The 25,823-nt window shown below is 35.5% G+C and carries 27 protein-coding genes; 26 read left to right on the plus strand and 1 reads right to left on the minus strand.

Annotated elements, in window-relative coordinates:
* Window positions 1-27: 27 nt before the first annotated feature.
* The 25 genes from M1D73_RS29890 (at window position 28) to M1D73_RS30010 (ending at window position 23,553) form a co-directional block, all read left to right on the plus strand.
* Entirely contained in the window at window positions 28-2,853 is a 2,826-nt protein-coding gene (locus tag M1D73_RS29890) for a type IV secretory system conjugative DNA transfer family protein (protein ID WP_481158056.1), read from the plus strand.
* A gap of 5 nt (window positions 2,854-2,858) precedes the next feature.
* A complete protein-coding gene (locus tag M1D73_RS29895; protein ID WP_000337181.1) occupies window positions 2,859-3,701 on the plus strand; it encodes a replication-relaxation family protein in 843 nt (280 codons plus the stop codon).
* A gap of 4 nt (window positions 3,702-3,705) precedes the next feature.
* Window positions 3,706-3,918, plus strand: coding sequence for a hypothetical protein (locus tag M1D73_RS29900; protein WP_481158057.1), 213 nt, complete (start codon window positions 3,706-3,708; stop codon window positions 3,916-3,918).
* 5 nt (window positions 3,919-3,923) lie between these two features.
* Window positions 3,924-4,178, plus strand: a complete 255-nt coding sequence (locus M1D73_RS29905; RefSeq protein WP_479350106.1) for a hypothetical protein — start codon at window positions 3,924-3,926, stop codon at window positions 4,176-4,178.
* A 13-nt stretch (window positions 4,179-4,191) separates the two neighbouring features.
* Complete coding sequence (locus M1D73_RS29910; protein WP_000487023.1) at window positions 4,192-5,169, plus strand: conjugal transfer protein; 978 nt, start codon at window positions 4,192-4,194, stop codon at window positions 5,167-5,169.
* A 9-nt stretch (window positions 5,170-5,178) separates the two neighbouring features.
* Window positions 5,179-5,430 carry a TcpD family membrane protein gene (locus M1D73_RS29915; protein ID WP_000281809.1) on the plus strand — a complete coding sequence of 84 codons (252 nt, stop codon included), beginning with the start codon at window positions 5,179-5,181 and terminating at the stop codon, window positions 5,428-5,430.
* 27 nt (window positions 5,431-5,457) lie between these two features.
* On the plus strand, window positions 5,458-6,009 hold the full coding sequence (locus M1D73_RS29920) for a TcpE family conjugal transfer membrane protein (RefSeq protein WP_481158058.1): 552 nt from the start codon (window positions 5,458-5,460) through the stop codon (window positions 6,007-6,009).
* Entirely contained in the window at window positions 5,969-8,539 is a 2,571-nt protein-coding gene (locus tag M1D73_RS29925; RefSeq protein ID WP_481158059.1) for an ATP-binding protein, read from the plus strand. The genes M1D73_RS29920 and M1D73_RS29925 overlap by 41 nt, the downstream gene beginning before the upstream one ends.
* 58 nt (window positions 8,540-8,597) lie before the next feature.
* Window positions 8,598-9,107, plus strand: a complete 510-nt coding sequence (locus M1D73_RS29930; protein ID WP_440047063.1) for a hypothetical protein — start codon at window positions 8,598-8,600, stop codon at window positions 9,105-9,107.
* Window positions 9,104-11,824 carry a CD3337/EF1877 family mobilome membrane protein gene (locus M1D73_RS29935; RefSeq protein ID WP_481158060.1) on the plus strand — a complete coding sequence of 907 codons (2,721 nt, stop codon included), beginning with the start codon at window positions 9,104-9,106 and terminating at the stop codon, window positions 11,822-11,824. Before M1D73_RS29930 ends, M1D73_RS29935 begins: the two co-directional genes overlap by 4 nt.
* Before the next feature lie 56 nt (window positions 11,825-11,880).
* Window positions 11,881-12,279 carry a hypothetical protein gene (locus M1D73_RS29940; RefSeq protein ID WP_481158061.1) on the plus strand — a complete coding sequence of 133 codons (399 nt, stop codon included), beginning with the start codon at window positions 11,881-11,883 and terminating at the stop codon, window positions 12,277-12,279.
* Between the two features lie 27 nt (window positions 12,280-12,306).
* On the plus strand, window positions 12,307-13,434 hold the full coding sequence (locus M1D73_RS29945; RefSeq protein WP_481158062.1) for a peptidoglycan DD-metalloendopeptidase family protein: 1,128 nt from the start codon (window positions 12,307-12,309) through the stop codon (window positions 13,432-13,434).
* 24 nt (window positions 13,435-13,458) lie between these two features.
* Window positions 13,459-14,043: a hypothetical protein gene (locus tag M1D73_RS29950; protein WP_481158063.1), complete on the plus strand. Its 585-nt coding sequence runs from the start codon at window positions 13,459-13,461 to the stop codon at window positions 14,041-14,043.
* 18 nt (window positions 14,044-14,061) lie between these two features.
* Window positions 14,062-14,382 carry a hypothetical protein gene (locus tag M1D73_RS29955; protein WP_481158064.1) on the plus strand — a complete coding sequence of 107 codons (321 nt, stop codon included), beginning with the start codon at window positions 14,062-14,064 and terminating at the stop codon, window positions 14,380-14,382.
* A 25-nt stretch (window positions 14,383-14,407) separates the two neighbouring features.
* Entirely contained in the window at window positions 14,408-14,704 is a 297-nt protein-coding gene (locus tag M1D73_RS29960) for a hypothetical protein (protein WP_000636253.1), read from the plus strand.
* 127 nt (window positions 14,705-14,831) lie between these two features.
* A complete protein-coding gene (locus tag M1D73_RS29965) occupies window positions 14,832-15,152 on the plus strand; it encodes a hypothetical protein (protein WP_481158065.1) in 321 nt (106 codons plus the stop codon).
* 31 nt (window positions 15,153-15,183) lie between these two features.
* The gene (locus tag M1D73_RS29970) at window positions 15,184-15,390 is read left to right on the plus strand and encodes a hypothetical protein (RefSeq protein WP_098389773.1); all 207 of its coding nucleotides are present in this window, start codon (window positions 15,184-15,186) and stop codon (window positions 15,388-15,390) included.
* 135 nt (window positions 15,391-15,525) lie between these two features.
* Complete coding sequence (locus M1D73_RS29975) at window positions 15,526-16,791, plus strand: Y-family DNA polymerase (RefSeq protein ID WP_481158066.1); 1,266 nt, start codon at window positions 15,526-15,528, stop codon at window positions 16,789-16,791.
* Complete coding sequence (locus M1D73_RS29980; protein WP_481158067.1) at window positions 16,788-17,129, plus strand: YolD-like family protein; 342 nt, start codon at window positions 16,788-16,790, stop codon at window positions 17,127-17,129. The genes M1D73_RS29975 and M1D73_RS29980 overlap by 4 nt, the downstream gene beginning before the upstream one ends.
* A 331-nt stretch (window positions 17,130-17,460) precedes the next feature.
* Window positions 17,461-18,741, plus strand: coding sequence for a hypothetical protein (locus tag M1D73_RS29985; RefSeq protein ID WP_481158068.1), 1,281 nt, complete (start codon window positions 17,461-17,463; stop codon window positions 18,739-18,741).
* A 70-nt stretch (window positions 18,742-18,811) separates the two neighbouring features.
* A complete protein-coding gene (locus M1D73_RS29990; RefSeq protein ID WP_481158069.1) occupies window positions 18,812-19,825 on the plus strand; it encodes a hypothetical protein in 1,014 nt (337 codons plus the stop codon).
* A 960-nt stretch (window positions 19,826-20,785) separates the two neighbouring features.
* A complete protein-coding gene (locus tag M1D73_RS29995) occupies window positions 20,786-21,997 on the plus strand; it encodes a replication initiation protein (protein ID WP_481158096.1) in 1,212 nt (403 codons plus the stop codon).
* A gap of 343 nt (window positions 21,998-22,340) precedes the next feature.
* Window positions 22,341-22,703 carry a GIY-YIG nuclease family protein gene (locus tag M1D73_RS30000; RefSeq protein ID WP_481158070.1) on the plus strand — a complete coding sequence of 121 codons (363 nt, stop codon included), beginning with the start codon at window positions 22,341-22,343 and terminating at the stop codon, window positions 22,701-22,703.
* A 252-nt stretch (window positions 22,704-22,955) separates the two neighbouring features.
* Window positions 22,956-23,090 carry a hypothetical protein gene (locus M1D73_RS30005; protein ID WP_255481549.1) on the plus strand — a complete coding sequence of 45 codons (135 nt, stop codon included), beginning with the start codon at window positions 22,956-22,958 and terminating at the stop codon, window positions 23,088-23,090.
* Window positions 23,091-23,217: 127 nt separating this feature from the next.
* The gene (locus M1D73_RS30010) at window positions 23,218-23,553 is read left to right on the plus strand and encodes a hypothetical protein (RefSeq protein WP_481158071.1); all 336 of its coding nucleotides are present in this window, start codon (window positions 23,218-23,220) and stop codon (window positions 23,551-23,553) included.
* A 233-nt stretch (window positions 23,554-23,786) separates the two neighbouring features.
* Here the strand turns inward: M1D73_RS30010 and M1D73_RS30015 are convergent, their stop codons facing one another.
* Complete coding sequence (locus tag M1D73_RS30015) at window positions 23,787-24,035, minus strand: hypothetical protein (protein ID WP_481158072.1); 249 nt, start codon at window positions 24,033-24,035, stop codon at window positions 23,787-23,789.
* Window positions 24,036-24,702: 667 nt separating this feature from the next.
* On the opposite strand from M1D73_RS30015, the gene M1D73_RS30020 reads away from it, so the two are divergent.
* Entirely contained in the window at window positions 24,703-25,599 is an 897-nt protein-coding gene (locus M1D73_RS30020; RefSeq protein WP_098801458.1) for an Rpn family recombination-promoting nuclease/putative transposase, read from the plus strand.
* The last annotated feature ends 224 nt before the right edge of the window (window positions 25,600-25,823 follow it).

The raw sequence follows: 25,823 nt of genomic DNA on the forward strand, positions 1-25,823 counted from the left end.
TTTCAAGGATAGAAAGGAAGTGAAGAAGTGGCGCACAGCAAGCTCGACAAAGAAATTGAAAACTTCATAGAAAAGAACTGGAAAATGCTTTTAGGTATAGGAGCTGTCGCATTTGTCTGGTTTTCTAAAGAAAAAATCCTCACAGAATTGATGAAGCTGGTGCCAACTGTAATCAGTGTGTTTCGCGGGTTTGCCTTATTGATCCTGTTAGGAATTGTCATACGAATTGTCTTACATGGCATCTATTTATACCTAGAAAAGAAGCGGTATCGATACGTATTATTCATTCCACACATAGATGATGAACTCACACCAGATAAACTAGGGCAAATGATTCGGCATGTACATGGTTCGGGCCGAAAACCTTTAGAACGCCTGTTAAAAGGGCGCGATTGGTACCGCATGACGATGTATCGTCCAGAGGGAGAAAACGAGCGTGTTCGCTTTTATTTAGGTGGTCCAGAAGATAAAATCAAACAGGTTGTGCAAGCCATACAAAGCGCCTATACCCATAGTGAAATTTATACTGTCCCAAAGGAAGACATGCCATTTCCAACAAGGAAAGCGGTAGGAGGACGGATGGTATTAAAGAGAAAGCGGCTAGATGCCACGTTATCACTCGCACGCTATACACGTGATGTATTACCGATGTTAGGAAGTGCAATGGAAGAAAAGACATGGGTTGATGTTGCTTTTACACCAGATAACGGGTATCAGCTGACAAAAGGGATTCGAAAAGCAGAAAAGGCCATTCGAAAGAAGAAAAAGCATGGGCTAGATGCCTTTGAAAAAGAAGAGATTCGCGCATTAAATAAGCGGTTTGCCAAAAATGAAGTCGCATTTCAAGTATCTGTTTCATTCGCAAGTGACTATTATCCTGGTGTACCTGTTATCAAGAACTTAGGACATATGGTGGCAAGTATTATGGCTGATGTGAATGAGCTGAGATATAGACGCTTTAGACGCAGTATGCCAGCTGTACCACATCCCGTATACGGAAAAATGATCTGGACGGGATCAGAGCTATTAAACTTGTTCCATCTTCCGAATGTAACGGGTGATAAAAACAGCAAGACAGAGCGAAACATCTTGTATCTAGATAAAGGTGAAAACATGATACCAGATGATTTATTGGCCGAAGGCATTTCAATTGGTCATGTAATGCATCCCTATATTAGGGACCGATTAGTAAAAATTCGAGAAGATTTCTTCAAGAATCATGGCTACATTACAGGGAAAGTTGGGTCTGGTAAAAGTACCATTGCCATGAGGTTGATGCAAAGTGTTATTGATAAGTGGCTAGAAAATCCGAATGAAGCGGGTGGATTATCCCTATTTGATCCGACAGAAGATTTGGCATATGTAGCAATGAATCGACTGTTAAAAGCGGAAAAGGATGGGAAACAGGTGGATTGGAGCAAGGTTCACTTTATAAGTTTTCGAAACACAGATCATCCGCCAGCCTTGAATTTATTTCATCGTTTTCCAAATGAAGATATCCAAACAGTGGTTGAATCCATTATGGAAATGATTAAGTTAATGATTCAAGGGCAAGCACAACAAACAGAACGATTACTAAGGGCGATTATTGGGACGTTACTTTGTGATAAGAGTCAAATTCATACGATTTTAAGTATCCCACTCTTCATAAGTGATGAAATGTTTCGAGCAAACGTAATAGCCAATTTACAAGGGCCAGAACAAAAATATTACTCTCATTTTTGGAAATATGAAGTAGGAAGCGCATTAGAAGACAGCACACAGGCAATTTTAAACCGATTAGATATCTTCCGTAATACGCTGTATTTAAAGCGTATGTACGGGCAAACAGGCTTTTCCTTAGAAATTCGGAAGTGGATGGATGAAGGCCACCTTATCTTTTATGATTTAGCGGGCATGGGAAAAGAAGATACATTACTAACAGTCGGTTACATTTGTAATCAATATCACCGTATCGCCCAACAGCGGCCGCATGGTTCAAAACTACATTTAGGCGTAATAGATGAAGCTCATGACGTGCCAGTACCCGTTCTTCCGAAAATCATCGCAAAGGATCGGAAGCATGGATTTGGATTATGGGTGATTACCCAGCAAGTTTCGGGACAGTTAGACAGAGAGCTAACAGACATGTTAACAGAGGCGGGCGGAAATTACTTTGTATGTAGGCAAGGTCATAATTCCGCAAAAACGTTAGAGGGCATTATGCAAAAGCAATTCCGTACAGAGTATTTGCAAAACCTTCCTAACTTAGTTGTAGCGATTCAAACACAAGATTATATCAGAGGTGAGGCAAAAAATGTGTGGTGTACGATACGTGTTCCACCATTAGACCGATACCTACCAAATGGAAAAGCGGCGAATTATAAAAACGAAAAAGAAATTCATGCATCAAATGAATGGACCAGAGCAAAGATTCATTCTTTAGAGCAACAAAATGGGAAAGCAGGATTAGAAATCGACAAGGAAATTGATGAGTTTCTATATGGAAAAGGCAAGTATCAACAAGCCGAAAAAGTCAATTTAACAAAAGAAGAACCTGTTGTGACATCGGGGCTAGATGAATTAGAAGAAAAAGCACCTTCCAATGAAGAAGTGAAAGAACCTGTTTCCGAAACAAAGCCAGTTAAACCCACACATCAAGCGCAAATTATCCCATTTCGAAAACAAGCTACCGAAGCGATAAAAGTGAAAGAAGAAAAACAAGAAGTGAAACAGCCAGAAACACAAACAAAAGAATCAGAAATAGAACTTCCAGAAGAAACGCCAATCATCGAACCATCAAAGGGTGAGAATGAAATGGAGGCAGTTATGAAAAGAGAAAAAAGCATTTTCGATATGTGGGAAAAGGAGTAGAGACTATGTGCAGTATGTTGTTATTGGAAGAAGACCAAAACTTACTTATGGATATACACAATCACATCTATGTTGATATGGAGTATATAACAGAAAAAGTATATCCAAACCATAAGAAAAAATCAGTATACTACCGTTTGAATCGTTTGGTACAAGAAAAATATTTAAAAAATGAATTACTTCCCATACCTGTTTCAAGAAACCAGGTTCGTAAATCTGGAAGACCGCAAAACGTATATACGCTTGCGGCAAAGGGAGTAGAAACAGTTTGTGGATTAAGAGGGAGTGTGCATTGGAAAAGTAGTTGGTCCCAACGTTCGGCATCCTTTGTATATCACAGTTTAATGTTAGCAAAAATTGAATGTGCCATGACATTAATATCGAAACGAGAAGAAAGATTGGAATTAAAAGAATGGATCAATGAACCGCGGGCCACATTCCAATATGCAAAAGGAAAAAATCGCGTCATACGCCCAGATGGGGTTGCGGTAATTGGATTAAAAGAAGCGATTGATAAAAACATTGGTGTATTCATGGAAATGGAACGTTCTTACGGATCAAAAGAAGTATTAGAAAAAAAGATCATCCGTTATAACGACTTCATGACGCAAGAAGGAAAAAAGGCAGACTATCGGACACATGCTGGTATGGGATATGAAATACCGATATGGCGCCTGGTATTTGTTGCAGGTAGTGAAAGTAGGGAAAAAGAATTGATTCGCTACTTAAAAGGGGTAAGCAGTCCAGAAATTCCAGTTTATATCACACTGTTTCAAGATATATTGCAAGACCCATTCGGGAATATTTATCGGAATATTCAAAATCCAAATGAGAAAGTGAGGTTCTAAGAATGTGTTTCGGTTTATTTTATCGATAAGCGCCTGTATTTTTCTGTTAGTTGTCTTTTCAGATTGGTTATTTGAAAGAGTACCAGGATCACGAGAAGCCTGGGAAGCGGTGAAAAGTAAAGTGGTGGAAATTTACTATACACAAGGATGGGAAGGTGTATTGCTTTTCTTCCTGGTCGTAGTGGGGATATGGAAGATGGTAGACCATAAGGGGTGATAAATATGGATATATTGGAAGGTTTGGAGTTTGTAAGGGAGTTTCGGGCTACAGATGGAGCGTCCTTTGAAGTAGGGAGGGATGAAGACAAACGGTATGTGGTTCATGCTCGATTTCCCTATATCACAGGCAGTCAAACGAAACTCAACAATTTTATCAATTATGCAAGAAATGAAATAAAAGATGAATCAACCGCGGTTGGTATGGCTTCATTCGCTTGTGATTGCTACGAACGATCTTTACGCCAGTACCGAAATTGAAGGGGGGATGAATATGTTTCAAAAGGTGAAACAGTGGTTTGCAAAAACATTTGAAAGTAAACAAGGGAAGGCAAGGAAAGCAACAAAGCTTCCTTCTTATAAAGGGCGCTTAATTGGAAAATGGGCCTTTTGGCTCCTGTTTAGTTGGATGCTAATTGTATCCATCACAACCGTAGTAAAAGGAAAGGGAGATACAACAGCAAAGGCCAGCACCACTCCAAAGGAAGTTACGCAAAAACAAAACCTTTCTACACGTCCAGAAGCAATTGAATTTGCGCGCGGATTCGCAAAGGAATACTTTACATGGCAAAGAGGGGATGAAGGCAAGAAGAAACGTTCAGAGCGCTTACATCCCTATATACCGAAAACATTTGATCCGCAAGTTGGTTTAGATTTTGTAAGTATGCAATGGGATTCCAATTTTCTATACGCAACTGTATTAAAAGTAGATGAGGTTACAGAGAAAGAAGCAAACGTAATTTTTAAAGTGAAATACAAATTAAGCCGCATGAAAGCAGATAATAGCGGACCAGAGGATAAGGAGGTGATCCAGCAAGTGTCGGTTCCTGTTCAATCAGATGGAAAGGCTTTTGTGATTAGTGGATTCCCTCAAATCGTCAAGGTGAATGAAAAAGCGGAAGTACCAGAAGGAAAAGAAGAGAAAGACCGAGAGGAAGTCCATGAACTCGCTGTAAAAGAAGACATTCGAGAATTTCTACCCACGTTCTTTAAATCCTATACGACCGCAACACAAAAAGAACTCGCGTATGTGCTAGCTAATACGGATATTAAAGGGTTAGAAGGAGCCATGAAATTTGAAAATGTACTTTCCTCTAAGATTTATCCAGGAAAAACAAAAGGCACGTATGAGGTACAAACAGAGGTATCTATGATTGATCCGCATTCTGAAACGAAAATGAAAACAGGTTACACGTTGTTTGTAAAACAAGATGGAAAGCAATGGGTTGTAAAAGACTTAAAAACAAAATAGGAGAGGGGCATGTATATGTTCAATATAAATCATTTTGTGTTAGGAATCGGGTTGGAAGGATTTTTTGAAATGATGAAGACACAAGGAACATACGCATTATATTGTGCGTTTATCATTGTTATCTTGATCGTAGCGGCAAAGCGTGCATGGGGAAAAGCGATCACGTTAATTGTTGGCGGCGGGATTGTTGTATTCTTCATTAACAAACCAGATGCATTAAAAACAATCGGAACGTGGTTAGGCGGATTGTTTGGCGTCTAAGTAAGGGATGGAAAGGAAGAGGGCTACATGAAGGAAAAAGAATCAAAATCTATCATTGTCTATTGTTTCGGAAGCTATATGAACTATATGCGAAGACAGTACGAAATTATGGGGTATCGTCTTCCGCGTGCGGTTACATGGAGGGCACTTGGTTATTTTGCGGCGGTAGAAGCGGGGCTTGTAGCCTTCCGCTTCCTTCCTCTCTTTAAATGGATCTTTGGAGATATGATCGATCAAGTTTGGCTCATGTACTATGGTGTGATTCCTCTTTTCCTCGTATGGGGCGCGGATAAATATAAAACAGATGGAAAATCACTTTTCTCTTTTGTTCGGTCCTGGGTTACATTTCGTTTACGTAAACATCAAAGTAGCCGATTAGTGACCTTGCCTAAACTAAAAAAACATGTGATTCGTGGTCATGTGTGTGTGCAATATGACGTTAAAGATATACCAATCGTACATTCATCTAGCGAAGAAGAAGAGAAAGACATACACGCTTATAACCTAACATTTTTACCCCAAAAGGAGGAAATGAAAGATGTTGAAAACGATGAACAGATCACCATTAAAGCACGTTGAAAAGAATTTAGCGTTTAGTATAGATGGAAAAGTATCCGCAGTATATGAAGTAGACGGATTCGAATACGATCATCAAGACGAAAGCACGAAAAAAGTATATTATCGCAATCAACTCGCTCTTTTTACCCATCAAGAATATGATGTCCACTTACTTGTGATTCCTCGTACAACAAATTCAGATGAAATTCTGGATGAACATATTTCCACTTTAAAAGGGCCGATGGCACCTACAGGACGCTTTCTTTTCAAAAAGGTAAAAGAATATTTACGAAATGCGGCCATTGCGAAAGAGAACATGGAATATCGCTTTTTTGTTTTAGTACAACTGAACATGGAACAGAAGGAAAGACAAATTCGTAACCCTGTCGTAGAAACATGGAAGTTTATGAAGAAGATAAGAGAAGGCTTTGCAGAGACAGCTCAAAATATATCGGGTATGAATGTGACGGATATTTTAGAAGAGGAAATTGAAAATTATTTAGAAGTAGAAGACGTGTTATTTAGCCAGGTTAGAGGGGCCTTTCATAATACAAGACGTGCGAAACCATCTACAACACGCTTTTTATTCCATCATAACTTTAAACGCGGCATGAAAGAACTGAATCGGAATCAAAACTGGAAGGTAGGTTCTACAGTTACGTTGCAAAATGAAGAAGGAAAGGCGGTAAAAGTACGCCGCCCAGATTTACAAGAAATGATCCAATTAACGGATACGGTGATTGATGAAAGCCCAGGACGTTCTCTTATACTCGAAAGACAAAATGAAGAAGGGGAAATTGAAACCTCTCATGTTGCTTTTCTTGCAGTGAAAGATATGCCCGAAATATCGGCGTTTCCTGGTGGAGAGTGGATTTATCGCATTCAATCGCATTCGTTAAAGTTTCCTGTTGAAATGAGTATTCGAGCGTATCACTTAGAAAACCAGATGGTCACACAAAAGCTCTCAAATAGTGAATTGGAATTAAACGATCAACGCCAACAAGCAATGGTAGGCGGTCGTACAACAGATTTAACAATTGATCGTAAAGCAAGAGGCGTCAAAATTGTAAAAGATCGATTTGAAACAACAGGAGCACCTGGATATGAACTAAGTGTACTGTTTTGTGTATATGCCGAAGATGAAAAAACATTAAAATCACGCGTCAATACGCTCATTACAGAATATCGCAAAATGAAAATTGAATTGGTCAATCCATTTGGAGAACAGCTAGCATACTTCTATGAGTTCTTACCAGGCTCTAAACGTTATAATACGGACTTCAAATTGTTTGTGGAGCCAGGTGTACTTGCAATGGGCATGTTTGGGGCCACAACACAAATTGGTGACAATCAAGGGTTTTACATTGGAAAGACAAAGAAATTAAATCGTCCTGTTTTTGTTCGTCCCGAACTAGCGGCGAAAGCATTAGATAACATTGTGACAGCATTTGAAAGTTTATCGGTTATGTTCGCGGGGCAAACAGGGAAAGGGAAATCGTTCCTAATGAACTTACTCGCTTTCTGGATTGTTATGAGTGGCGGAAGGGCATTTATTATTGATCCTAAAGGGGACCGCACAAGATGGCCCGAATTATTGCCAGGGTTCAATGAGGATACCTTGCAAGTGTGGACGCTTGGGAAGGATAAAAAGGATGCAGGCTGTTTAGACCCATTCCGAATAAGCGCAACAATTGAAGATGCGAAAAGTTTAGCACTTGAAATTTTAACGTTCCTATCGGATGTAGGATTAGAGGATATCCGATATGACTATTTATATAAGGCGATTGAACGAGTAGCGAAAAAAGAAGACGCATGTTTAACTTTGGTTCGTAAAGAACTAGAGGAAATGAAGAAAGAACCAAACTTATTGCCAACTGAATTAGAACGGTTAAATGCCCTTACAAATCGTTTAGCAACCTTAGAAGGCATCCAGCTAGGAGATTTATTGTTTGGTAGACCAGGTCAAGATTACCGCGTATTAAGCCTAGAACGCCCATTACAAGTATTACAAATTCAACATTTACGCATTCCGAAATCAGAGGAAAAGAATGAGAGTGTTACAGACAAATTATCTCGTAGTATCTTAATTGCATTAGCGGCATTTGGTAAATCTTTAATGCATTCCGATCGTAGTATTTTCAAAGTATACCTACAAGACGAGGCATCAAGTATTTTGAAAAATAAAGAGGGTGCGGCGTCTTCTGACAAAATCATTCGAGAGGGACGTTATCACAATATCGGCTTGTATTTAGGAACACAAAACGCATCCGATTATCAATCTGAAAACAAAGAGGTTGCCAATGTGGGTATGAAGTTCTGTTTTGCGCTGAAATACGATAAGGAAGCGGAAGAAATGTTGCGTTACTATAACTTACCGGTCACAGAAGAAAATATCTTAATGTTACGCCAGCTTAGACGTGGCGAAGCCTTGTTCCAGGATATTTTTGGCCGAACCGCGGTTGTAGAAATTGATCCTGTTTTCCAAGAATTAAAGACTGCATTTGATTCCTCTACGAAAACAGACGAAGAACGCGCACAACAATTGGCGTAATTCGTATTACAATACAGATAAGAGTATTCTAAATTATCTGTATATGGAGGATGGAACGATGAAAAAATTACGTATGTTATCTGGATTATGTGTAGCAGGAATGTTGATGGTAACGGGGATTGCGGGTTGCTCAAATGAAACAAAAAGCAATGCAAATCAACAAGAGAGTCAAAAAGAGCGTGATATGAAAGAAGCGGATAAAGCCGCGATGGAGTATGTAAGAGCTTATATTGAAATGGATTCAAATAAAATTAATGACTTGTTATATAAGAAATATGACTTAGGTAAAGATGAGGTTATGAATCCTGGTGCTAGCAAAGGAATGAAAGAAAGATACGACTTATATCGATATGATTTAAAAGAGGGAGCAAATGAATATTATTATCGTGTGAAATACTTTGATCCTGTAGAAAATGCTCAAATGGGAAGGAAATTAAGAATGGTAAAAGATGAAAAAGACGGAAAGTGGAAAAATTATGAATGGGCATGGGATTCCAATAATAGTTTAGATTCCATTGTAGGAAGTGTGAAACCTGTACATGTCCATAAATGGGGGCAAAAGGAATGAAAAAACTTTTCTCTATTTGTATGATTCTTGTATTCTTTTTACTACCGTTAGGGCCTTATGTGGCCCTAGCGGAAGATACAAAAACAGAAGAAAAACAGGAACAAAAAGGGGCACGAATTTCCGAAAATTTATTTAGTGGGTACACAGATGGAATTTATAAGGGCAAGTATTATGAGATTGATACGTACCAGCCAAAGGAAGATGAAAAAAACGTGTTTCAAAAAGTTGGTGGGTACTTATTTGGTGACGATAGTGTAGGAAAAGACTTACAAAGAATGCTGTATACAACCTGTCAATGGTTTGCAAATATGGCCTTTCAGTTAAATGTGATTCTTGGTCAATTAACCATCTTCTTAGTCGATCAAGCGTTGAACCTGGACATTGTAGATACAGTTGCGGATAAATTAGGCGCGGCTATGCAAAATATTGCTGGTATTGGCAAAGGTGGCTTTTTATCTTCTGGACTATTCCCAGCAATTATCGGTATTGCTTGTGTGTTATCGGCTTGTTATGCAGGTTATATCTTCTTTATTAAACGTCAGCCCTCAAAAGGTTTAAGTGAGTTAGTAAAAACAGTATTTGTCATTGCTTTTATTGTTACGTACATCGGGAACGCAAGTACAATCTTAAAGAGTGCGAATACAATTAGTTCTGAAATTAGTGTAACGGTATTAGCAAAAGCAACAGGAACGGTTGCGGGTGATCCAGGACGATCCAAAGCGGACGCAATCTTTTCAGTGAAAAAACAAATTTGGGATTTGTTAGTTGAACGACCATATTTGTTTCTACAGTATGGGGAAGACTCAAAAGAAAAGTTGGGTGCTCAACGAATAGATGAATTATTGGCAAAATCACCAGGGAAAGAACGAAATGAAGCAGTTGAGAAAGAAGTGAAAAAAGGAAATCAAATGATGGTGATTTCTTCTGTAGGAGAGCGTCTTGTATTTACAGTTATGTACTATGTCGTGAATACATTCGCAGGTGTTCCAGTGATTGCATTTTGTTTACTGATTGTAGCATTCCAATTATGGTTCCTTGTCATGAGTATTATCTCACCAATCGTTATGGCGGTTGCTCTATTGCCAGGACACCGCAGAGTTATTGAAAGCTGGGCTTCACAATGGATTCGCCCATTGGCATTAAAAATCTTTATGTCTGTTATGCTGGTCATCATCTTTACAGTAGCAGAACTACTATATGTGTTACCAGAAGCGGGCGTTGCAGGGTATGTGTCTACAATGATTTTCCAAATTCTTGTTTTCGTTTTATGTTACATCTTTAGAGGAAATATTGTTGCGGCCTTTAGTCGAGCACGTGGTGTGTATGAAACGGTCACCAATATATCTCTTATGACTGAAAACTTTGTAGATAAGGGGAAAGAATACGCTGGAAATACAATGTCTTATATTGGAGACAAAATGGGGATGCATTTTAACAACGCGGCTGAATTGGCGGCGGCAGGCGGCCAGTTAGAAAATGCAGGGACAGACGATGAAAAGACAAAAGCCAACCCGTTAGTGCAAGCCAATATACCGAATGATTTACCAAATAATCAAACGGAACAAGAAAAAGAAGAGAATAAAAAGAAAGGAAACCTTATTTCCTTACAGGATCGTGATAAAAATGGGGATTTATCACAGCAGGAAGAGGAAGGGAAAGAACAAACACTACCAGGTGAAGAAGAGGCACCAATGCAACAAGACCTTATCAGCTTAGATAAGGAAGCATTAGAACAAGAAGTAGAAGGAAAACAAGAAGGAACAGAGGTAGAAGAATCAGAAATGGACGTTCAACCAGAACTTGTATCTTTAGAAGATGAGGAAATTCCAACAGGAGAAGGAATGCCAGCTGACATAGAGGGATATGAAGAAATTCAACCAGAAGTACCAGAACAAGAGGTGCCATTAGAAGACATTCCGACTGATATAGAAGTATATGAAGAGGTACAGCCAGAAGTACCAGAGCAAGAGGTACCATTAGAAGAGGTTTCAACTGATATGGAAGCATATGAAGAAATCCAAACAGAGGTACCAGAACAAGAAATACCACTAGAAGAAGTTTCAAGCGATATGGAGGCATATGAAGAGATTCAAACAGAAGTACCAACACAAGAACTTCCATTAGAGGAAGTTTCAACAGATCATGAAGCATATGAAGAAATCCCATCCGATATCCCACAACAAGACATTCCAACAGAAGAAATTCCGATGGATATTTCAAGAGAAGAAATACAGCCAGAACAGGAAACTTCAACACATATTCCACAACAAGAAATCTCAGCGCCAATTGAAACAGAGGCAAATGAACCTTTAATACCAGATACAATTCGTGCAGATGTAAATGAAGAAGGTGTCATTGTACCTCATACACCAGAAACAACAAGTGCAGATATTCCAGATGCTATTCCTGCAGAAGTGACTGAAGCGGGGGAAATTGTTGCAAAAAAACCTAATATAGATGTCGAGTCAACTGTACAAGAGACAAATTCTTCTGACTCATTTATCCCAACGGAATCCATTTCCCCTACGGATTTAACACGAGTAAATGAGAAAGAAGTAAGCAAAAATGAACCGATTCAAGGAGAAGCGGAAACAATCGATACACCAGATATACAATATGGAGCTGTAGCCGCGGGAAGTGAAAATTGGATGCCTTCTACTGATCCGCAAAACTTAGATAACTTAGATGATTTGGAGCCACCAAAAAAAGATGAGTAGAGTCCTAGACTTTTAGGACTTTACTATTTTTTTACGAAAAAAGGAGCGATATAGCTATGAAACACTGGGGACTAACGTGTATGAAAATGGTGAGTATCAGTATTTTTCTCTGTATTGGGTGTTTAGGGTGGATGAACATAATCATTCTTTTCATACAGAGAGAATGGCCGACAGATTTATTAGGATGGATTGGTTTAGGGTTACTTATCTGGTATACGCTCATTCTTTTAACTCTCCAAATTATCCATAATGAGTTACGTTGCCCTATTGATGACAGGGCCAAACTAGCCTTTTTTATCTGGTTTGTAGGAATCGGTCATTTTGGATTATTAGACTTTATACAAAACCAGCAATCTACTCCTTTAACGTTACTATTTCATGTTTTAGCGATTATACCTATTCTTTTGGCCCTTACATATGGGCTGATTGTTCGAAAGTATTCCAATCAATCTTGATACATGTTGTAAGGGGGGAGGGATGATATGAGACCAGAAATAAAAGAAGTTGTAGATAAAACGGTACAAGAAGAGATTGCACAAGAACAAAAAAAGAAGAAGAAAAAGAAATCCTGGTTACTGACATTTATTTTTGGGAGTTCTACTTTCACGATAGGATTGTTCGTCTGTATTGGATTTCTTTTATTTATTGTTTTAGGGCAAGGCATTGGCAAAAAAGAAGAGGAAGCACCAGCAACCATCCCAAGTAATGGAATGACGGTTTGTCGGCCAGGTGGAAAATCAGTGGCACCAGAAGAATTACAACCCCACCTGGGCGGCGTTTTTACAGGGAAAGCACAAGCCTTTTTAAATGCAGGAACACAAAACCAAATCGATCCCGTTTTATTAGCAGCCATTGCAAAATTAGAAACGGGGAACGGTACTTCTAATGCAGTAAAGAACTATAACAATCCAGGTGGACTTATGGACCCTAGCAGTTCGCAAATGAAAGGGTTCATGAAGTTTGCCACTTTAGATGAAGGAATCAACGCTATGGCCCGAAACTTATATAAAAACTATATTGGTATGGGGATAACAACCATAGAAGCAATTGGAGCGAAATATGCACCGCCAGGAGCCGCAAATGATCCGCATGGTACAAATGGTTTGTGGCCTGTATTAGTAACAAAGTTTGTGGCGCAAATGGGCGGCCTTACTTTTAATTGTGAAGCGGGAAAGCCAGGCGGCGTTGTAGATACTGGATCAGCAAGCTCACAAGGGTTTATTCGTCCTATCGCTCAAACAACGATTACAAGCCCATTCGGGCCACGCTGGGGCACTATTCATAAAGGTATTGATTATTCTTGCCAAGACGGTGTCACACCAATTGCCGCGTCGAAAGGTGGCGTTGTAGAGTGGGCGAAATTTGGCGCTTCCGGTTCGGGGTTTGGCGGATATGGAAACGTAGTTGTAATCAATCATGGGAATGGATATTGGAGTTTATACGGTCACATGTCGTCCATTACTGTACAGGAAGGTCAAAACATTGGAGTCGGTCAACAGGTAGGTGTTTGCGGAAGAACAGGGCAAGTAACAGGGCCACATCTTCACTTTGAGATCAAAACATCTTTGACGTTTGGTCAAGTCGACCCAGCACCTTATTTGCCGAAATAAGCGGAAAGAAAGGGAGGATTAGGGATGAAACAGGGAATCGTTGGTTTAATCATAGTTGTACTATTGGGTATCAGTGTATGGTTATGGAATCAAAATCGCACCTTACAGCATAAAGTTGAGCAGACAGAAAAGAAATGGACGGAACAAGTAAAAGAGCTAAAAACAGAGAATCGAGCATTGGAAAAGCGTGTAACAGTTTTAACAGAAAATACCCAAGATAAAGGGCAAGAAGTAGCAAAACAGTTTGTAGAGCTGTTAATACAGAATGATAACAAGCAAAAAGAAAAGCCAGGGTTTGAAAAGATCAAAGAAATGATAACTGGAGAAGCACGAAACAAATTATTAAATGCGCCAGAGGATGCACATAACCATATAGAAGATGATGGGTCTATGCACATTCAAACGAAAGCAAAGATAACGGATATGTACTACATTAAAACCGCTGATAATAAAGCCGATGTAACGGTTAAATATGATTATCTTGTAACGGTTGATGGAACAGAACAACAAGAAAAACACACTATGAAATTAAATTTACTATTAGAAGGTGAAAAATGGTTTGTAGAAAATTATGAGTTCCAAATCAATACAGGAATTGAAGGGCCATAGAGAAAGGAATGAGGGGAGTTGGTAAATAAAAATGTATTGCATCACATTGGATATGAAATATTGCAAGAAACGTTTGTATTGATTCGAAATGTATTTTCCTATTCAAACCAAGATGAATCCAGTGTGACATATGTGCGAGAAATTACGGATGCCTTGCATAATATCCCGCATTCGATTCAGAAACAACATGATAAATTCCTGGAATTTGAGTTTAAATTGCTAGAAGAAACATTAATGCAAATGGATTTTGGAAAGGTTGCCGCACAAAACGTTCCCCATTTTAGAATGTATGCGGCGCGTGTACAGCAATTGTTACAGAAGCGCTATAAAGAGGTGTAATCGAGTGGAAATGGGGCGATAAAATATGATCGTATTGGGAATTGGGCTGTCAGTTTTGCTGATAGCCTTTTTATTTATCCAGGTATATCCGTTCCAGGAACAAAAGTTAGAACAGAGAAAATATGATGAATATGGAATCTGGATCATTATTTGTACAGGGGTATGTCTCTATGTTTCGCACCATTTTTTACAGGAAAACACATGGCAATGGGGATTAAAAATCATAGGTGCAACTTTTTTTACAGGGTTTTCAATTGGATGTGTTGGAAAACAAAGTATATATGATTTTCAACATAAAAAGTTTCCCTTTCAGAAAAAATAACGCTTCAAATTCGCTTGTAATTGATTTTAAAGAAACTGTTAATACATTTGGTATCGAATGAGATTACGCTCTTTATTCGGCTCTTTAAGTGGTTTAAATGGGTTCTTAGAAAGAAAGGGGGGTGAGGATGCTTTTTTTAAAGGTTATTGCATATATTTTGCTAAGTATAGGAGTTTGTACGCTTGTTTTAGCAGGAATAGTCGCTATTATAAAGAAACAAATGATAATCGCAAATATAAACCTATTATTGGCCATGTACTATTTTTGTTCGGGAAGTCTTCTGTATTTGTGCACGTTATGGGAAACACAAGATATTTTCCTACAAGCCTTTTTGATTTTAATTGTAGGAATTTCAATTATTCGATTGAGAAAAAGTTGGTATGTACCGCAAATGCGTATTCAACTTCAAAAACTGCAGGAGCAAGCAACAAATAAGAATGATTTGTGAGGAAATCCATGAAAAAAGGAGTGGAGAAATCTTGATACATCAATATGAATTGAACTTTTCAGTGATGTATAGTGGCAAGGTAACAGGCTCACAATCTACAATTATTCCAGCAAGTTCTTTAGAGGAAGCAAACGAGAAATTACAATCGGAAGTAAATCGGCGGTTTGGGAAATGCCATGTCAAAATTGGTCATACAAGTTTACTTGTTTCAGAGGATAGTCGATACACAATTGGATAAAATGAGGAAAGGAGCCTTGCAATTAGCAAGGTTTTTTTATTTGAAATGATTAAAATTTGTATTAAAAAAGTCTTATAAAAGAACATTAGTTCGTATATAATAGGAACTAATGTTCTTTTATTTGGGGGGATGACAGTGTATGACTATTCAATATTGCCGAATCGAATTATTTTATGTGTAGACCTTCGTAGCTTTTACGCTTCGGTCAGTTGCATCAAGATGGGATTAGACCCACTTCAAACTAAGTTAGCTGTAGTCGGTGATGTTAAAAGGAATGGCTCAATTGTTTTGGCTGCAACTCCACCATTAAAAGCGTTAGGAGTAAAGAAAATGGCAAGGCTATATGAAATACCACGTCGTAATGACATTCTCGTGGTAAATCCAATCATGGGAACCTATATCAAATGTTCCAATTATATAACGAGGTTGGCCCTACAGTACGTACCCATTGAGGATTTTCACCAATACAGCATCGATGAATTTTTCATGGATATTACCGATAGTATTCATCTGTTTGCTAATGACCCATACGAATTCGCATTGAAATTCAAACGTGAGGTTTATGAGCATACACGTATTGAGTGCACGATAGGAATTGGTCCTAATCCATTGATGAGTAAAATTGCGTTAGATGTGGAAGCGAAGAAAACGAAAGATTGCATTGCATATTGGAAGTACGAAGATGTACCCATAAAATTATGGCCGATACGACCACTTAGTAAATTTTGGGGGATATCGAGGAAGACAGAGATGAAGTTAAATCGAAAAGGAAAACATTCAATCGAAGCCTTAGCACAATACCCTCTGAAATATCTCAAACAAAGCTTTGGTGTGATTGGCGAAGAATTACACTTACATAGCAACGGAATTGATTTTAGCCGCATTTCAGAAAAATATATACCAGCAACAACTTCTATCGGAAAAAGCCAAATACTCATGCGTGATTACACGATAGAAGAATTTCCAATTATCCTACTGGAACATATCGAGGAAGTTTGTTATCGATTAAGAAGACAAAACAAACTCGCTCAAACAATCCATTTTTCCATTGGTTATAGCAAAAGTTACGCTGGTGGTTTTAGAAAAACTCACACTTTAAACCGCCCAACTAATCTAACAATGGATATTTATCATATATGTACATACTTTTTATATGAGTTATATACGGGTGAACCAATCAGATCAATTAATGTTTCTTTAACAAAGTTAATTAATGAAGGTGAAGAACAAATCTCCCTTTTTGATAACGTAATACAACGTGAAAAAGAAATGAAATTAACTAAGGTAATGGATGAAATACGCACTAAGTTTGGGAAAAACAGCATATTAAGAGGGATTTCGTACACAAATAGTGCTACAGCAAGATACAGAAACACATTGTTAGGAGGACATAGATCGTGAGTAACGCTAATATGCCAAAAGGAAGAGGAATGGTCAAGTGGCAAGGATTTTCCGCGATTCCAGAGCAATTCGCTGGTATCAGTCAAATTATTAAAGAAAAGACAAAAGTGGAACGACCGATTTTAACTCAGGAAGAAAAAGAATGTATAGAGAATATATTACTGTGTTCCTTGCTTTCTGAAGAAGAAATATTAATTACATATTACGAGGATGGCCATTTGCTTACTAGTTATATGACCGTAACGGATATCGATCCGCTAAATAGTGCTGTAATATGTACAGATGCTTTTTATAATAAGAACATCCTTAAATTTATTAATATTATCGATGTTAAGTAAGTAAATGGGGCTCGCTACATCGCTAGTTGCACTATCTATAAAGAAAAAAAGACGTTATCCTTCCTAATCTAGCTTGTTTAGAAAGGATAACGTTTTTTGTATTTAAGGGTATTAAAATTTATTAAGTTGATGGAGATATATAGAAATTATTGCAATTAAAAACTATTATTATCTTATAGCAATTTAGGAGTTTAACTTGATAGGTATCATTTTCACGGTATTTCAAATAAAAGTATTTAATAATCTTTTTTAATTGTTTTATCAAGAAATCGATTTCTATAAAGTATATAAATTTCTAATACATATATTTTAAAAGGTGGTTAGATTAGTAATGGAAAAAAGACAAGAATTAGCATTAAGGTGCCATGATATTACCTTAGGATTAGGTAATAAAGAGGTAGCTGAATTTGAAACATTAACTGAAGTAGGATTAATGGTTAAGCTCGCTCTTCATATAAGAGGACTTCCATTAATCCCTTATGACACATTAAAATTGGCTTCGCACCATTTTTTAGACATCCATCCATTATTATGTAAAAATATTGTGCATAATCTTGCAGAAATTGAATTTGTTAAAATTAACTCAGAGGGTAATACTATTAAATCTGTTTTACCTACGGTCCCTTTTTATGAAGACTTATATGAACAAGTAGGGGAATTTGCTGATTTACAAAAACTCAATGAATCAGAAGAGCTTGCAATTACTATTTTGAAGAAACTTACTGATTCACCAATTAGCTCTTCTTCTATTTATCAACTAGGAGCCGATAAAAAATTAGTTGATCGAAACTTATCAATTGGTCAACAAGGAAATTATATTATTAGCAAACGAAGCCGTGGAAAAGACATTCTTTTAAGCCCAGTCTACTTTTCGGAAAACGCTGAATTATTTTCTGAACTAGTTGCAAAATCTGGAGCTAACACTGTAAAAAAAATATTAGGTTTAATAAAACAATCTCAGGGTATTCCTTTACATATAATTGAGACAACAAAAGAAATAAATGGTACAAAGCTCAATGATGCTGAAATATCTCTCCTTAAAAGTTTAGCTCATGATAGTATCATTAAGCCACCTTCGATTGCAACAACTCACGCAGGGGAAAATTACTTTTTATTTACTCCTAAACCCGGCGATGCTAGATTAAGCCCAACTAAAAGGGAGATATATGAAAGAGCGATGGCTCTTGTTTCTGCCGTTAGACAAGGACAATATCTTCCAAAGCAGTATGCTATTCGTAGCCCATATGCAATCCTAAAAAAATTACAACGCGAACACTATATTGGTGCTAATACAGAAGCAATCGAACAATACAAACAACTAACCATATTAAGAGTTGGGAAATTAACTAGGACTCCTGCTGGCTGGTTTAGATTTGAACTAATTAATACTGAGGAAAATATTGAAGCTGTTAATCTTGCAGTAGACTTAATTGTAATGGGAGAGGGTAAAGGATTGGAAGTTGATGACGAAGTAAGATTAGCTATAAGCCAAGGACAAACTTATGTAGAATCCTTAATCAGTGCAAATAAATTGAAAGAAAAAGAAACTATTGCCCTTTCTGAAGAACATCAAGAAGAAGTAGATAATCTCTTTTTATTAGGAGGCGTTTAAAATTATTAAAGACAAAGGTCTTAAACTAAAATTAATAAAATACTATGTAGCGAATGAATGGTTTCCACATATGGAAGCCGAAATATATTTTTCAGAAGGTGTCTCACCAAAGAAAAAGGTTGTTACTGATTTAGATACTGTCGCGTTAATTCCTTCTGAATTTGGTGAACTTTCTCTTTTAATCGGTGACTGTAAAACATTAAAAAACCAGTCTCCTATATCCCGTTCTTTTTGGCTAAGTGGTTTAATGGGACTATTAAAAGCACATAAGGGACTAATCTTGCTTACTAAAGAGATTGAACGCGACCATAAACAACTATCTTCAAATCTAAATATTTCATTGTTATCTGAGAGGGATTTTGAGACATATGCAAGTAAAACTTGTATGCACTATAAATCAATTGATAGTGCTTTATGTAATAGTAATTCTTGGGACAAATATTTTGAATTATATAAGAGGTTCCCTACCTTGGAAAATGCAATACGATTTGTCAAAAATGAATTTTGGAATATTGCAGACGATAAACTTAAGCTTCGAAAAACCTTATTCATTATTAGGGATATTAGGAGAGAACTAAATCCAGATCATCGTGAACACATTGCACTTTTAAGTGATCTTATATCACTATTTACGATAGCCTTAAATCGTGTAACTTTAGATACTTTTAACCAATACCTACTACCTGAAACCAAAGAACATTTATCGAGAGAATTAAAAATTTGGATATGGGGTGGAATGGATCAATATTTATATTGGAATAAATTATATCAAATAGCTAGCCAAAAGGGTAATGACAGTGAAATGGAATTACCTGAATGGGATACATTTGTACAGCTTATTCGACAACTCTTAGAAGAACCTTATGCTACTTCCCATGTTCCACTAATACTAAGAGAAGTGGCTTTTGAATTCTTATCAGAAAATAGCCAGGACTATAATTATTCCAAACACTTAGCAAAAAAATATCCTCAATCTGCTAAATTTGCGATATTAATTAGTTCTTATGTATGTAAGGCGGCAAAATTACCTAAAGAATTTGATTCACTGATTATTGAAAGATTAATGAAAATACAAGATTTTTAATGTATTAAATTTAAGAATGTTATTTAGAAGAGACTTTTGAAGACTTCTATTGAACTGAAATATGAAGAAGCTTCCTTTACTAATGAAGGGGGCTTTTTTAGTACTTTTATTTGTTATGTCATTTAAGGAATGAGTTTTACAAAAGATACAAAATGTTAAACTCATGAGAATTAGTAATATATGATGAATATTAGGGTGAATTCTTATGTCTGTTATGACAAGGACTTATTTTCATGGTTACCACTTTTATCAATATAATCACCAGTTTTTCCATTTGAGTATTTATAGCTATGTAACAAAGATAAACGTAACAAATTTGGTTTTATAAACACATCACAGTTTGAAATTACATATGAAGTTTTAAAAAAAAGATAATATATTTTAATACCTTCAACATAATTTTATATGTTTTGTATGTTTATATAATAATTGTTTTATATGTTTTATATGTTTATATGTTTTAGGAAGCTGAAACATATTGATATGTAAGGGATTATAGTACTTATCTATAACAAAAATGGTTTTAAAGATAACAAATTTGGTTGCAGCTATAACAAAAATGGTTTTAAAGATAACAAATTTGGTTGTTTATTTATAACAAAAATGGTTTTAAAGATAACAAATTTGGTTCCGTCTATAACAAAAATGGTTTTAAAGATAACAAATTTGGTTGCCTACCTATAACAAAAACGATTTTAAAGATAACAAATTTATTTGTAGCTATAACAAAAATGGTTTTAAAGATAATAAAGTAGTTACATGATATATATTTTTATAAATTTAGAAAGATTAATTTTCATTATTTTAGTATTCTACATAATTATGTTATGTAGAATGCTTAGATATCTTACAGTGGGAAATCTATTATAAGATTTTGAAAAAAATTAACTATAACAAAGTGTTGTTGTTTGTTATAGTTAATTTAGCAATAGGGGTAGGAAAGGAATGACGTATGTAGATATGTCTATAAATCAAGATTTACAAATTAAAGAGAATAATATCGTTTCTAAATCAAATACTTTGATTGAAGCTAATTCACGTTTGAATTTAGTTGAACAAAAAATGTTACTTTGTTTGGCTAGTAATATTGAACCCAATGACCGGGATTTTAAAACATACACATTCCCAATTAAACAATTCCATGATCTACTTGGTTTGAATGGATCTACTAAATATACAGAGTTAAGTAAAATTACAAAGGAACTATTATCTAAAGTAATTGAAATTCGAGCAGGGGAAGAATTAATACAAGTATCTTGGCTTTCTTCAGCAATTTACAATAGAAATAAAGGGACAATTGATATGCGTTTCGATCCTTTATTAAAGCCATTCTTATTGGAGCTAAGTAGCAAATTTACAAGCTATAGATTGGCTAATGTTGTTAAATTAAAAAGTACATATGCTATACGTATTTATGAACTACTTAAGCAATATGAAGATTTAAGGGAACGTACAATTAGTCTAGAAAACTTAAGGTATTACTTAGATGCAATGGATGTATATCCTAACTATGCAAATTTCAAGCAACGTGTATTGAAACCCTCTCAAAAAGAATTAAACCAAAAAACAGATATTTCTTTTGAATTTGAGGAAATTAAAATAGGTAGGAAAGTACAAAAAATTAAATTCATCATTCGTGCTCAGAAAAAGAAAGATTCTGATTTAGTTCATTTTGAAAAGAAATTAGATAAGTTTCAACAGCCAAATACATTCGAACAAAAAATTAAAAGATTTGAAGAACGTTGTAAAGAAAAAGTATTTCCTAAAGTTTTTGAGAAATGGGCAAAGCATAAAGAGATTGTATTAGAGATAATTGAGGAGATACGTTTTCGTTCAGATATTGATTCGCCAATTGGTTATGTAGAGTTTATTCTAAATTCCCGATTAAAAGAACTTTCCGATAAAAAAATATTAAACGAAAGTAGTCAAAATGAAGAGGAGTCTAATAATAACTTAATAGAAATTGATACTATTATAGATTCAGTTATTACTAAATATTCAACATCTACAGGAGCTGTAGCTACATTTTTAGTTAAAGATACAACAATTGAGGAGTTAGTGAGAGTAGTTACATTAGAGGAAGCTGAAGATATTTGGAAAGAACGAGAAGAGTTTGTCATGGATAAAATTTATGGATTCATTAAAAGAAATAGAAGTAAGAAAAGATACTAGCGTTATAGGCCTCACCATATCAAAAAAAGAAAATTGTACGTTTAGACACATTTTAACTAATATACTGCACGTTAAGTATAAAACTAATTACTAAAAACCATGGATAGTGGTATACCTAAGTAACTACGATTAACTAAAATAGAGGGAAATAGAGTTTAAACGACACATAGATTAAGAATTATATAGAGGTAAACGAAAAAAGACGCTTAGTCTTAAAGGACTAAGTGTCAAGCTGAATAGATAAATAAATAAGTACATAGAGGGGAGCGATTCCCCAGCTTATCAAGAGTATATCATAGAATCATATTATAAAAGAAAAAGATTAGAAATGAGAGAGATAACTTTGATAAAGATTGAAATTCCTAAGAGTTCTTTAAGTATTCCAGTATCAGAAATTTATAAAGTTAATTCAGATTCAGGATTTTATTTTATAAGGGACTTAAGTGGGGAAATTGTTTACATTGGAGAGGCTTTAAATTTAAGTAAGAGGCTTACTAAACATATGACTGGTAAGAGTAGTGTTACAAAGAGATTCCATCGTGTGTTTCATTCTGTTGATGTGTTTTATTGTGATAGGAAAGATCGAAATATCTATGAATTATATGCTATTAACTTATATAAACCAATTGGAAATGTTAAGGGGAATGAGTTAACTAGCAAAGTGGAATTGAAAAAGAGACGTGAGGATTGGATAAAGGGATTATAAAGATAAACGTTTGGATTCTGGAGAAAATTTGAATGGAAACACTTGTTTGTTTAGGCATAATTTGAGATAATATAGGTAAGTAAGTGATTACTATTTTATCTATTGTCGCGTACTGGGATTAGGTATTGCTTTCTTTTTTGAGAATGCTTATCACCCAGTAATATTGTAGGGTAGATACCGTTTAGACAACGTGAATTATAAAGGGAATTTTTTTATTTATATCGAATACAACGTACGATCGGAGGATCGTCTATGTTCAAATTCTTCTATAAGAAGGATTCAGACACAACAGAAATTTCTTTTCATGTTAATTTTGAAGTTGTTATTTCTGCTGTATTTGGGTCTACTGGATTGTTTGAATTTATTAAACAACTATTGAACATATAGTAATTTGAAAAGGGAATGTGGAGATAATCCATGTTCCCTTTTTGTATATACATAATGCGTTTAAAATTAAAAAGTAATGCTATCATTATAGAGGGGGTAATTCATTAAAACTAAGGGGATAAAATAAATGGTTATTGATAGAAGAAGGGTATTTCCTAGGTTTTATCGTGTTATTCGAGTAGAAGTAAAAGAAGATAATGGGGAATCTAGAGAATATTCTTGTTTAGCTAATGAAAGAGGCAATGTCTATTCAAGAGAAGATGTAAAAGCACTGTTTGAAGAAATTAAAGAGTTTTATATGTGTGAAGATATGCCTAATATAGATGATTACAATAAGCATATGCAGTTATTAGATTATATGAGATATGTATCTATTTCGTTAGAAGAAGATGAAATGGGGAAGTATTTGATTCCTAAGGCTTGGTATACATATAAGAAGTTTAATAGTGATAAACGAAATTGATCTTTTAAGTGTAATTGGTGTGGTGAGAAAGTATCTAGTAAGACTGATGAAGGTTACTATTCAGTATATGACCGTAATTTTAAAGTTGATAATTTTAAACATTGGGCACATGAACATGGGTATGGTAAGTTCTTTGCATAAACAAGAAATTTCCCTACCAATCAATTAAGATCAGTAGGGGAAAGTATGGATACATCCCATGTGGGGCTTAAGTCAGTTGGGTGGTGTGTTCTTTACTCATCTATTCTTTCGAATTGTGCTGTAGTTACCGCGCCAATTATGGGTAAAGCTCTATCTACATAAGATTTTATACGTCTATCTTCTACAGATAAAACCATAATAGCTCTATATGTAACGTTTTTCTTTATTAACTTTCTTTCCCTTACGCTTACAATTGTTCCTGTCCAAGTATCTGAGATAGAGTTTGTAATTTTGAAAGTTCCTAAACCGTTCTCATTAGTTAATAAGTACATTAAGTCCACAGTCGACTTCCCCTCTCTTTTGCCATCAAAGGTAAGATTATCTATAGGTTTAAATAGTGGAAAGACTTGTACCAAAACGCAAGAGTTCCACAAACAGCTAAAAATAAATATTGTATATCAGGTATAGTTTAACATACATATATATGACATATTACAATTGGAAGTAAAGTAACGATTAGGAAAGTGTAGAATAAAAGTGAATGCGGCTAGTTTATGTGTTTCAGAAAATAGCCGATATAAGATAATAAAAAAGTTCTCTAAAAAGGGAACTTTTTTTATATTAACTCCACATAATGGAGACACATATTAATTGATCATTTTTAGTATAGTGTAAGAATGAAGGGAATACATCTTTTAAATATGTAATGTTGATATTAATTTTAAAATTGAGAGCGGGTCAGTACATGTTTGGATAGAATTTTAAATGTATTGGACTATATTGTATCAATTTATGTATTGCATTTTTATTTGTATTTTGTATACTAAACGTGAGTTTTCCTTACAGTAGGTAATCTTTCAATTTCTATGAAAGCCAACTAATCTGTTAATTATGTATGGTAGCAAACAAGCTCTTATGTCTACGGATATAAGAGCTTGTTTGCATATGGATCACTCTTTTATGTACAATGAAAGAAAAACATCATATGAGATGGGGAGAGGAAAACCCATGTCCAACCAACAATTAGTAAATTTACGCATTGATTTTGCTTTTAAACAATTATTTGGCACAAGTGGAAATGAAGATATTCTGATTGCTTTTTTAAATGCTCTGTTACAAGATTCTTTAGAATCCCCTATTGTTTCCTTACAATTAGAAGACCCACACTTGCACCGAGAACATGAAGAAGATAAATTATCGATTTTAGATATTTCCGCAACATTAGATACGGGAACAAAGGTAAATGTAGAAATCCAGCTAAATAATAATCATGATATGATTAAGAGAAGTTTATATTACTGGGGAAGGCTATACACATCCCAACTTCAAAAAGGAATGCCCTATAGTTCTCTTCATAAAACAATTACGATTAATTTATTAAACTTTGTCATGTTTCCAGAATATGAAGCATTTCATACAACAGGAATCTTATGGAATCAACAACAACAGAAAATATTGAGTGATGATATTGAAGTTCATATTGTAGAGATTCCAAAACTCATGCAACAGTGGCGAAATGAACAAATAAATCCCTGGGAAGATTCGTTTGTTCGTTGGTTGTTATTACTTCCAGCGAATGAGGATGAACAATTAGCTCAAACATTGGAGGATATTGCGATGAACCAAGACCCGATTTTACAAAAAGCAATGAATAAATGGGAACGTATGAGTCAAGATTCTTCTTTCCGACAAGCGTATGAAGCAAGGGAGAAAGCGTTGATGGATGAAGCCGCAAAATTTGCTCATGCTCGTAATGAAGGGAAGAAAGAAGGGCGTCAAGAGGGAATAGAAGAAGGGAAAATCCAATTAATTCGTGGAATGCATAAAAATGGAATGCCAATTGAAGATATTGCAAAGTTTACAAATTTACGCATAGAAGAAATACGTGAGATTATCCAACTATAAGTAAAAATAACATCTATAGTATATGTAGCAATGGAACAAAAACTTATGTTCAGTATTTGTGCACATAAAAGACTTATTTTTAGTAGTATGGTGTCCACTAATGCTTGTTGCGTAATTTTGTTTCATTGCTATACAAAGGTCAAAATTCACATTAAATAAAAAAGAAGATTAAACTAGTCTATTTTACTAGTTTAATCTTCTTTTTATTTTGAGATAGCATCATA

The sequence above is a fragment of the Bacillus sp. PK3-067 genome (assembly GCF_056738645.1).

Coding starts and splice junctions, on each gene's coding strand:
- M1D73_RS29895 (WP_000337181.1), top strand. CDS start 2,859: ATGTGCAGTATGTTGTTATTGGAAGAAGACCAAAACTTACTTATGGAT.
- M1D73_RS29905 (WP_479350106.1), top strand. CDS start 3,924: ATGGATATATTGGAAGGTTTGGAGTTTGTAAGGGAGTTTCGGGCTACA.
- M1D73_RS29910 (WP_000487023.1), top strand. CDS start 4,192: ATGTTTCAAAAGGTGAAACAGTGGTTTGCAAAAACATTTGAAAGTAAA.
- M1D73_RS29915 (WP_000281809.1), top strand. CDS start 5,179: ATGTATATGTTCAATATAAATCATTTTGTGTTAGGAATCGGGTTGGAA.
- M1D73_RS29920 (WP_481158058.1), top strand. CDS start 5,458: ATGAAGGAAAAAGAATCAAAATCTATCATTGTCTATTGTTTCGGAAGC.
- M1D73_RS29925 (WP_481158059.1), top strand. CDS start 5,969: ATGTTGAAAACGATGAACAGATCACCATTAAAGCACGTTGAAAAGAAT.
- M1D73_RS29930 (WP_440047063.1), top strand. CDS start 8,598: ATGAAAAAATTACGTATGTTATCTGGATTATGTGTAGCAGGAATGTTG.
- M1D73_RS29935 (WP_481158060.1), top strand. CDS start 9,104: ATGAAAAAACTTTTCTCTATTTGTATGATTCTTGTATTCTTTTTACTA.
- M1D73_RS29940 (WP_481158061.1), top strand. CDS start 11,881: ATGAAACACTGGGGACTAACGTGTATGAAAATGGTGAGTATCAGTATT.
- M1D73_RS29945 (WP_481158062.1), top strand. CDS start 12,307: ATGAGACCAGAAATAAAAGAAGTTGTAGATAAAACGGTACAAGAAGAG.
- M1D73_RS29950 (WP_481158063.1), top strand. CDS start 13,459: ATGAAACAGGGAATCGTTGGTTTAATCATAGTTGTACTATTGGGTATC.
- M1D73_RS29960 (WP_000636253.1), top strand. CDS start 14,408: ATGATCGTATTGGGAATTGGGCTGTCAGTTTTGCTGATAGCCTTTTTA.
- M1D73_RS29965 (WP_481158065.1), top strand. CDS start 14,832: ATGCTTTTTTTAAAGGTTATTGCATATATTTTGCTAAGTATAGGAGTT.
- M1D73_RS29985 (WP_481158068.1), top strand. CDS start 17,461: ATGGAAAAAAGACAAGAATTAGCATTAAGGTGCCATGATATTACCTTA.
- M1D73_RS29990 (WP_481158069.1), top strand. CDS start 18,812: ATGGAAGCCGAAATATATTTTTCAGAAGGTGTCTCACCAAAGAAAAAG.
- M1D73_RS29995 (WP_481158096.1), top strand. CDS start 20,786: ATGTCTATAAATCAAGATTTACAAATTAAAGAGAATAATATCGTTTCT.
- M1D73_RS30005 (WP_255481549.1), top strand. CDS start 22,956: ATGTTCAAATTCTTCTATAAGAAGGATTCAGACACAACAGAAATTTCT.
- M1D73_RS30010 (WP_481158071.1), top strand. CDS start 23,218: ATGGTTATTGATAGAAGAAGGGTATTTCCTAGGTTTTATCGTGTTATT.
- M1D73_RS30020 (WP_098801458.1), top strand. CDS start 24,703: ATGTCCAACCAACAATTAGTAAATTTACGCATTGATTTTGCTTTTAAA.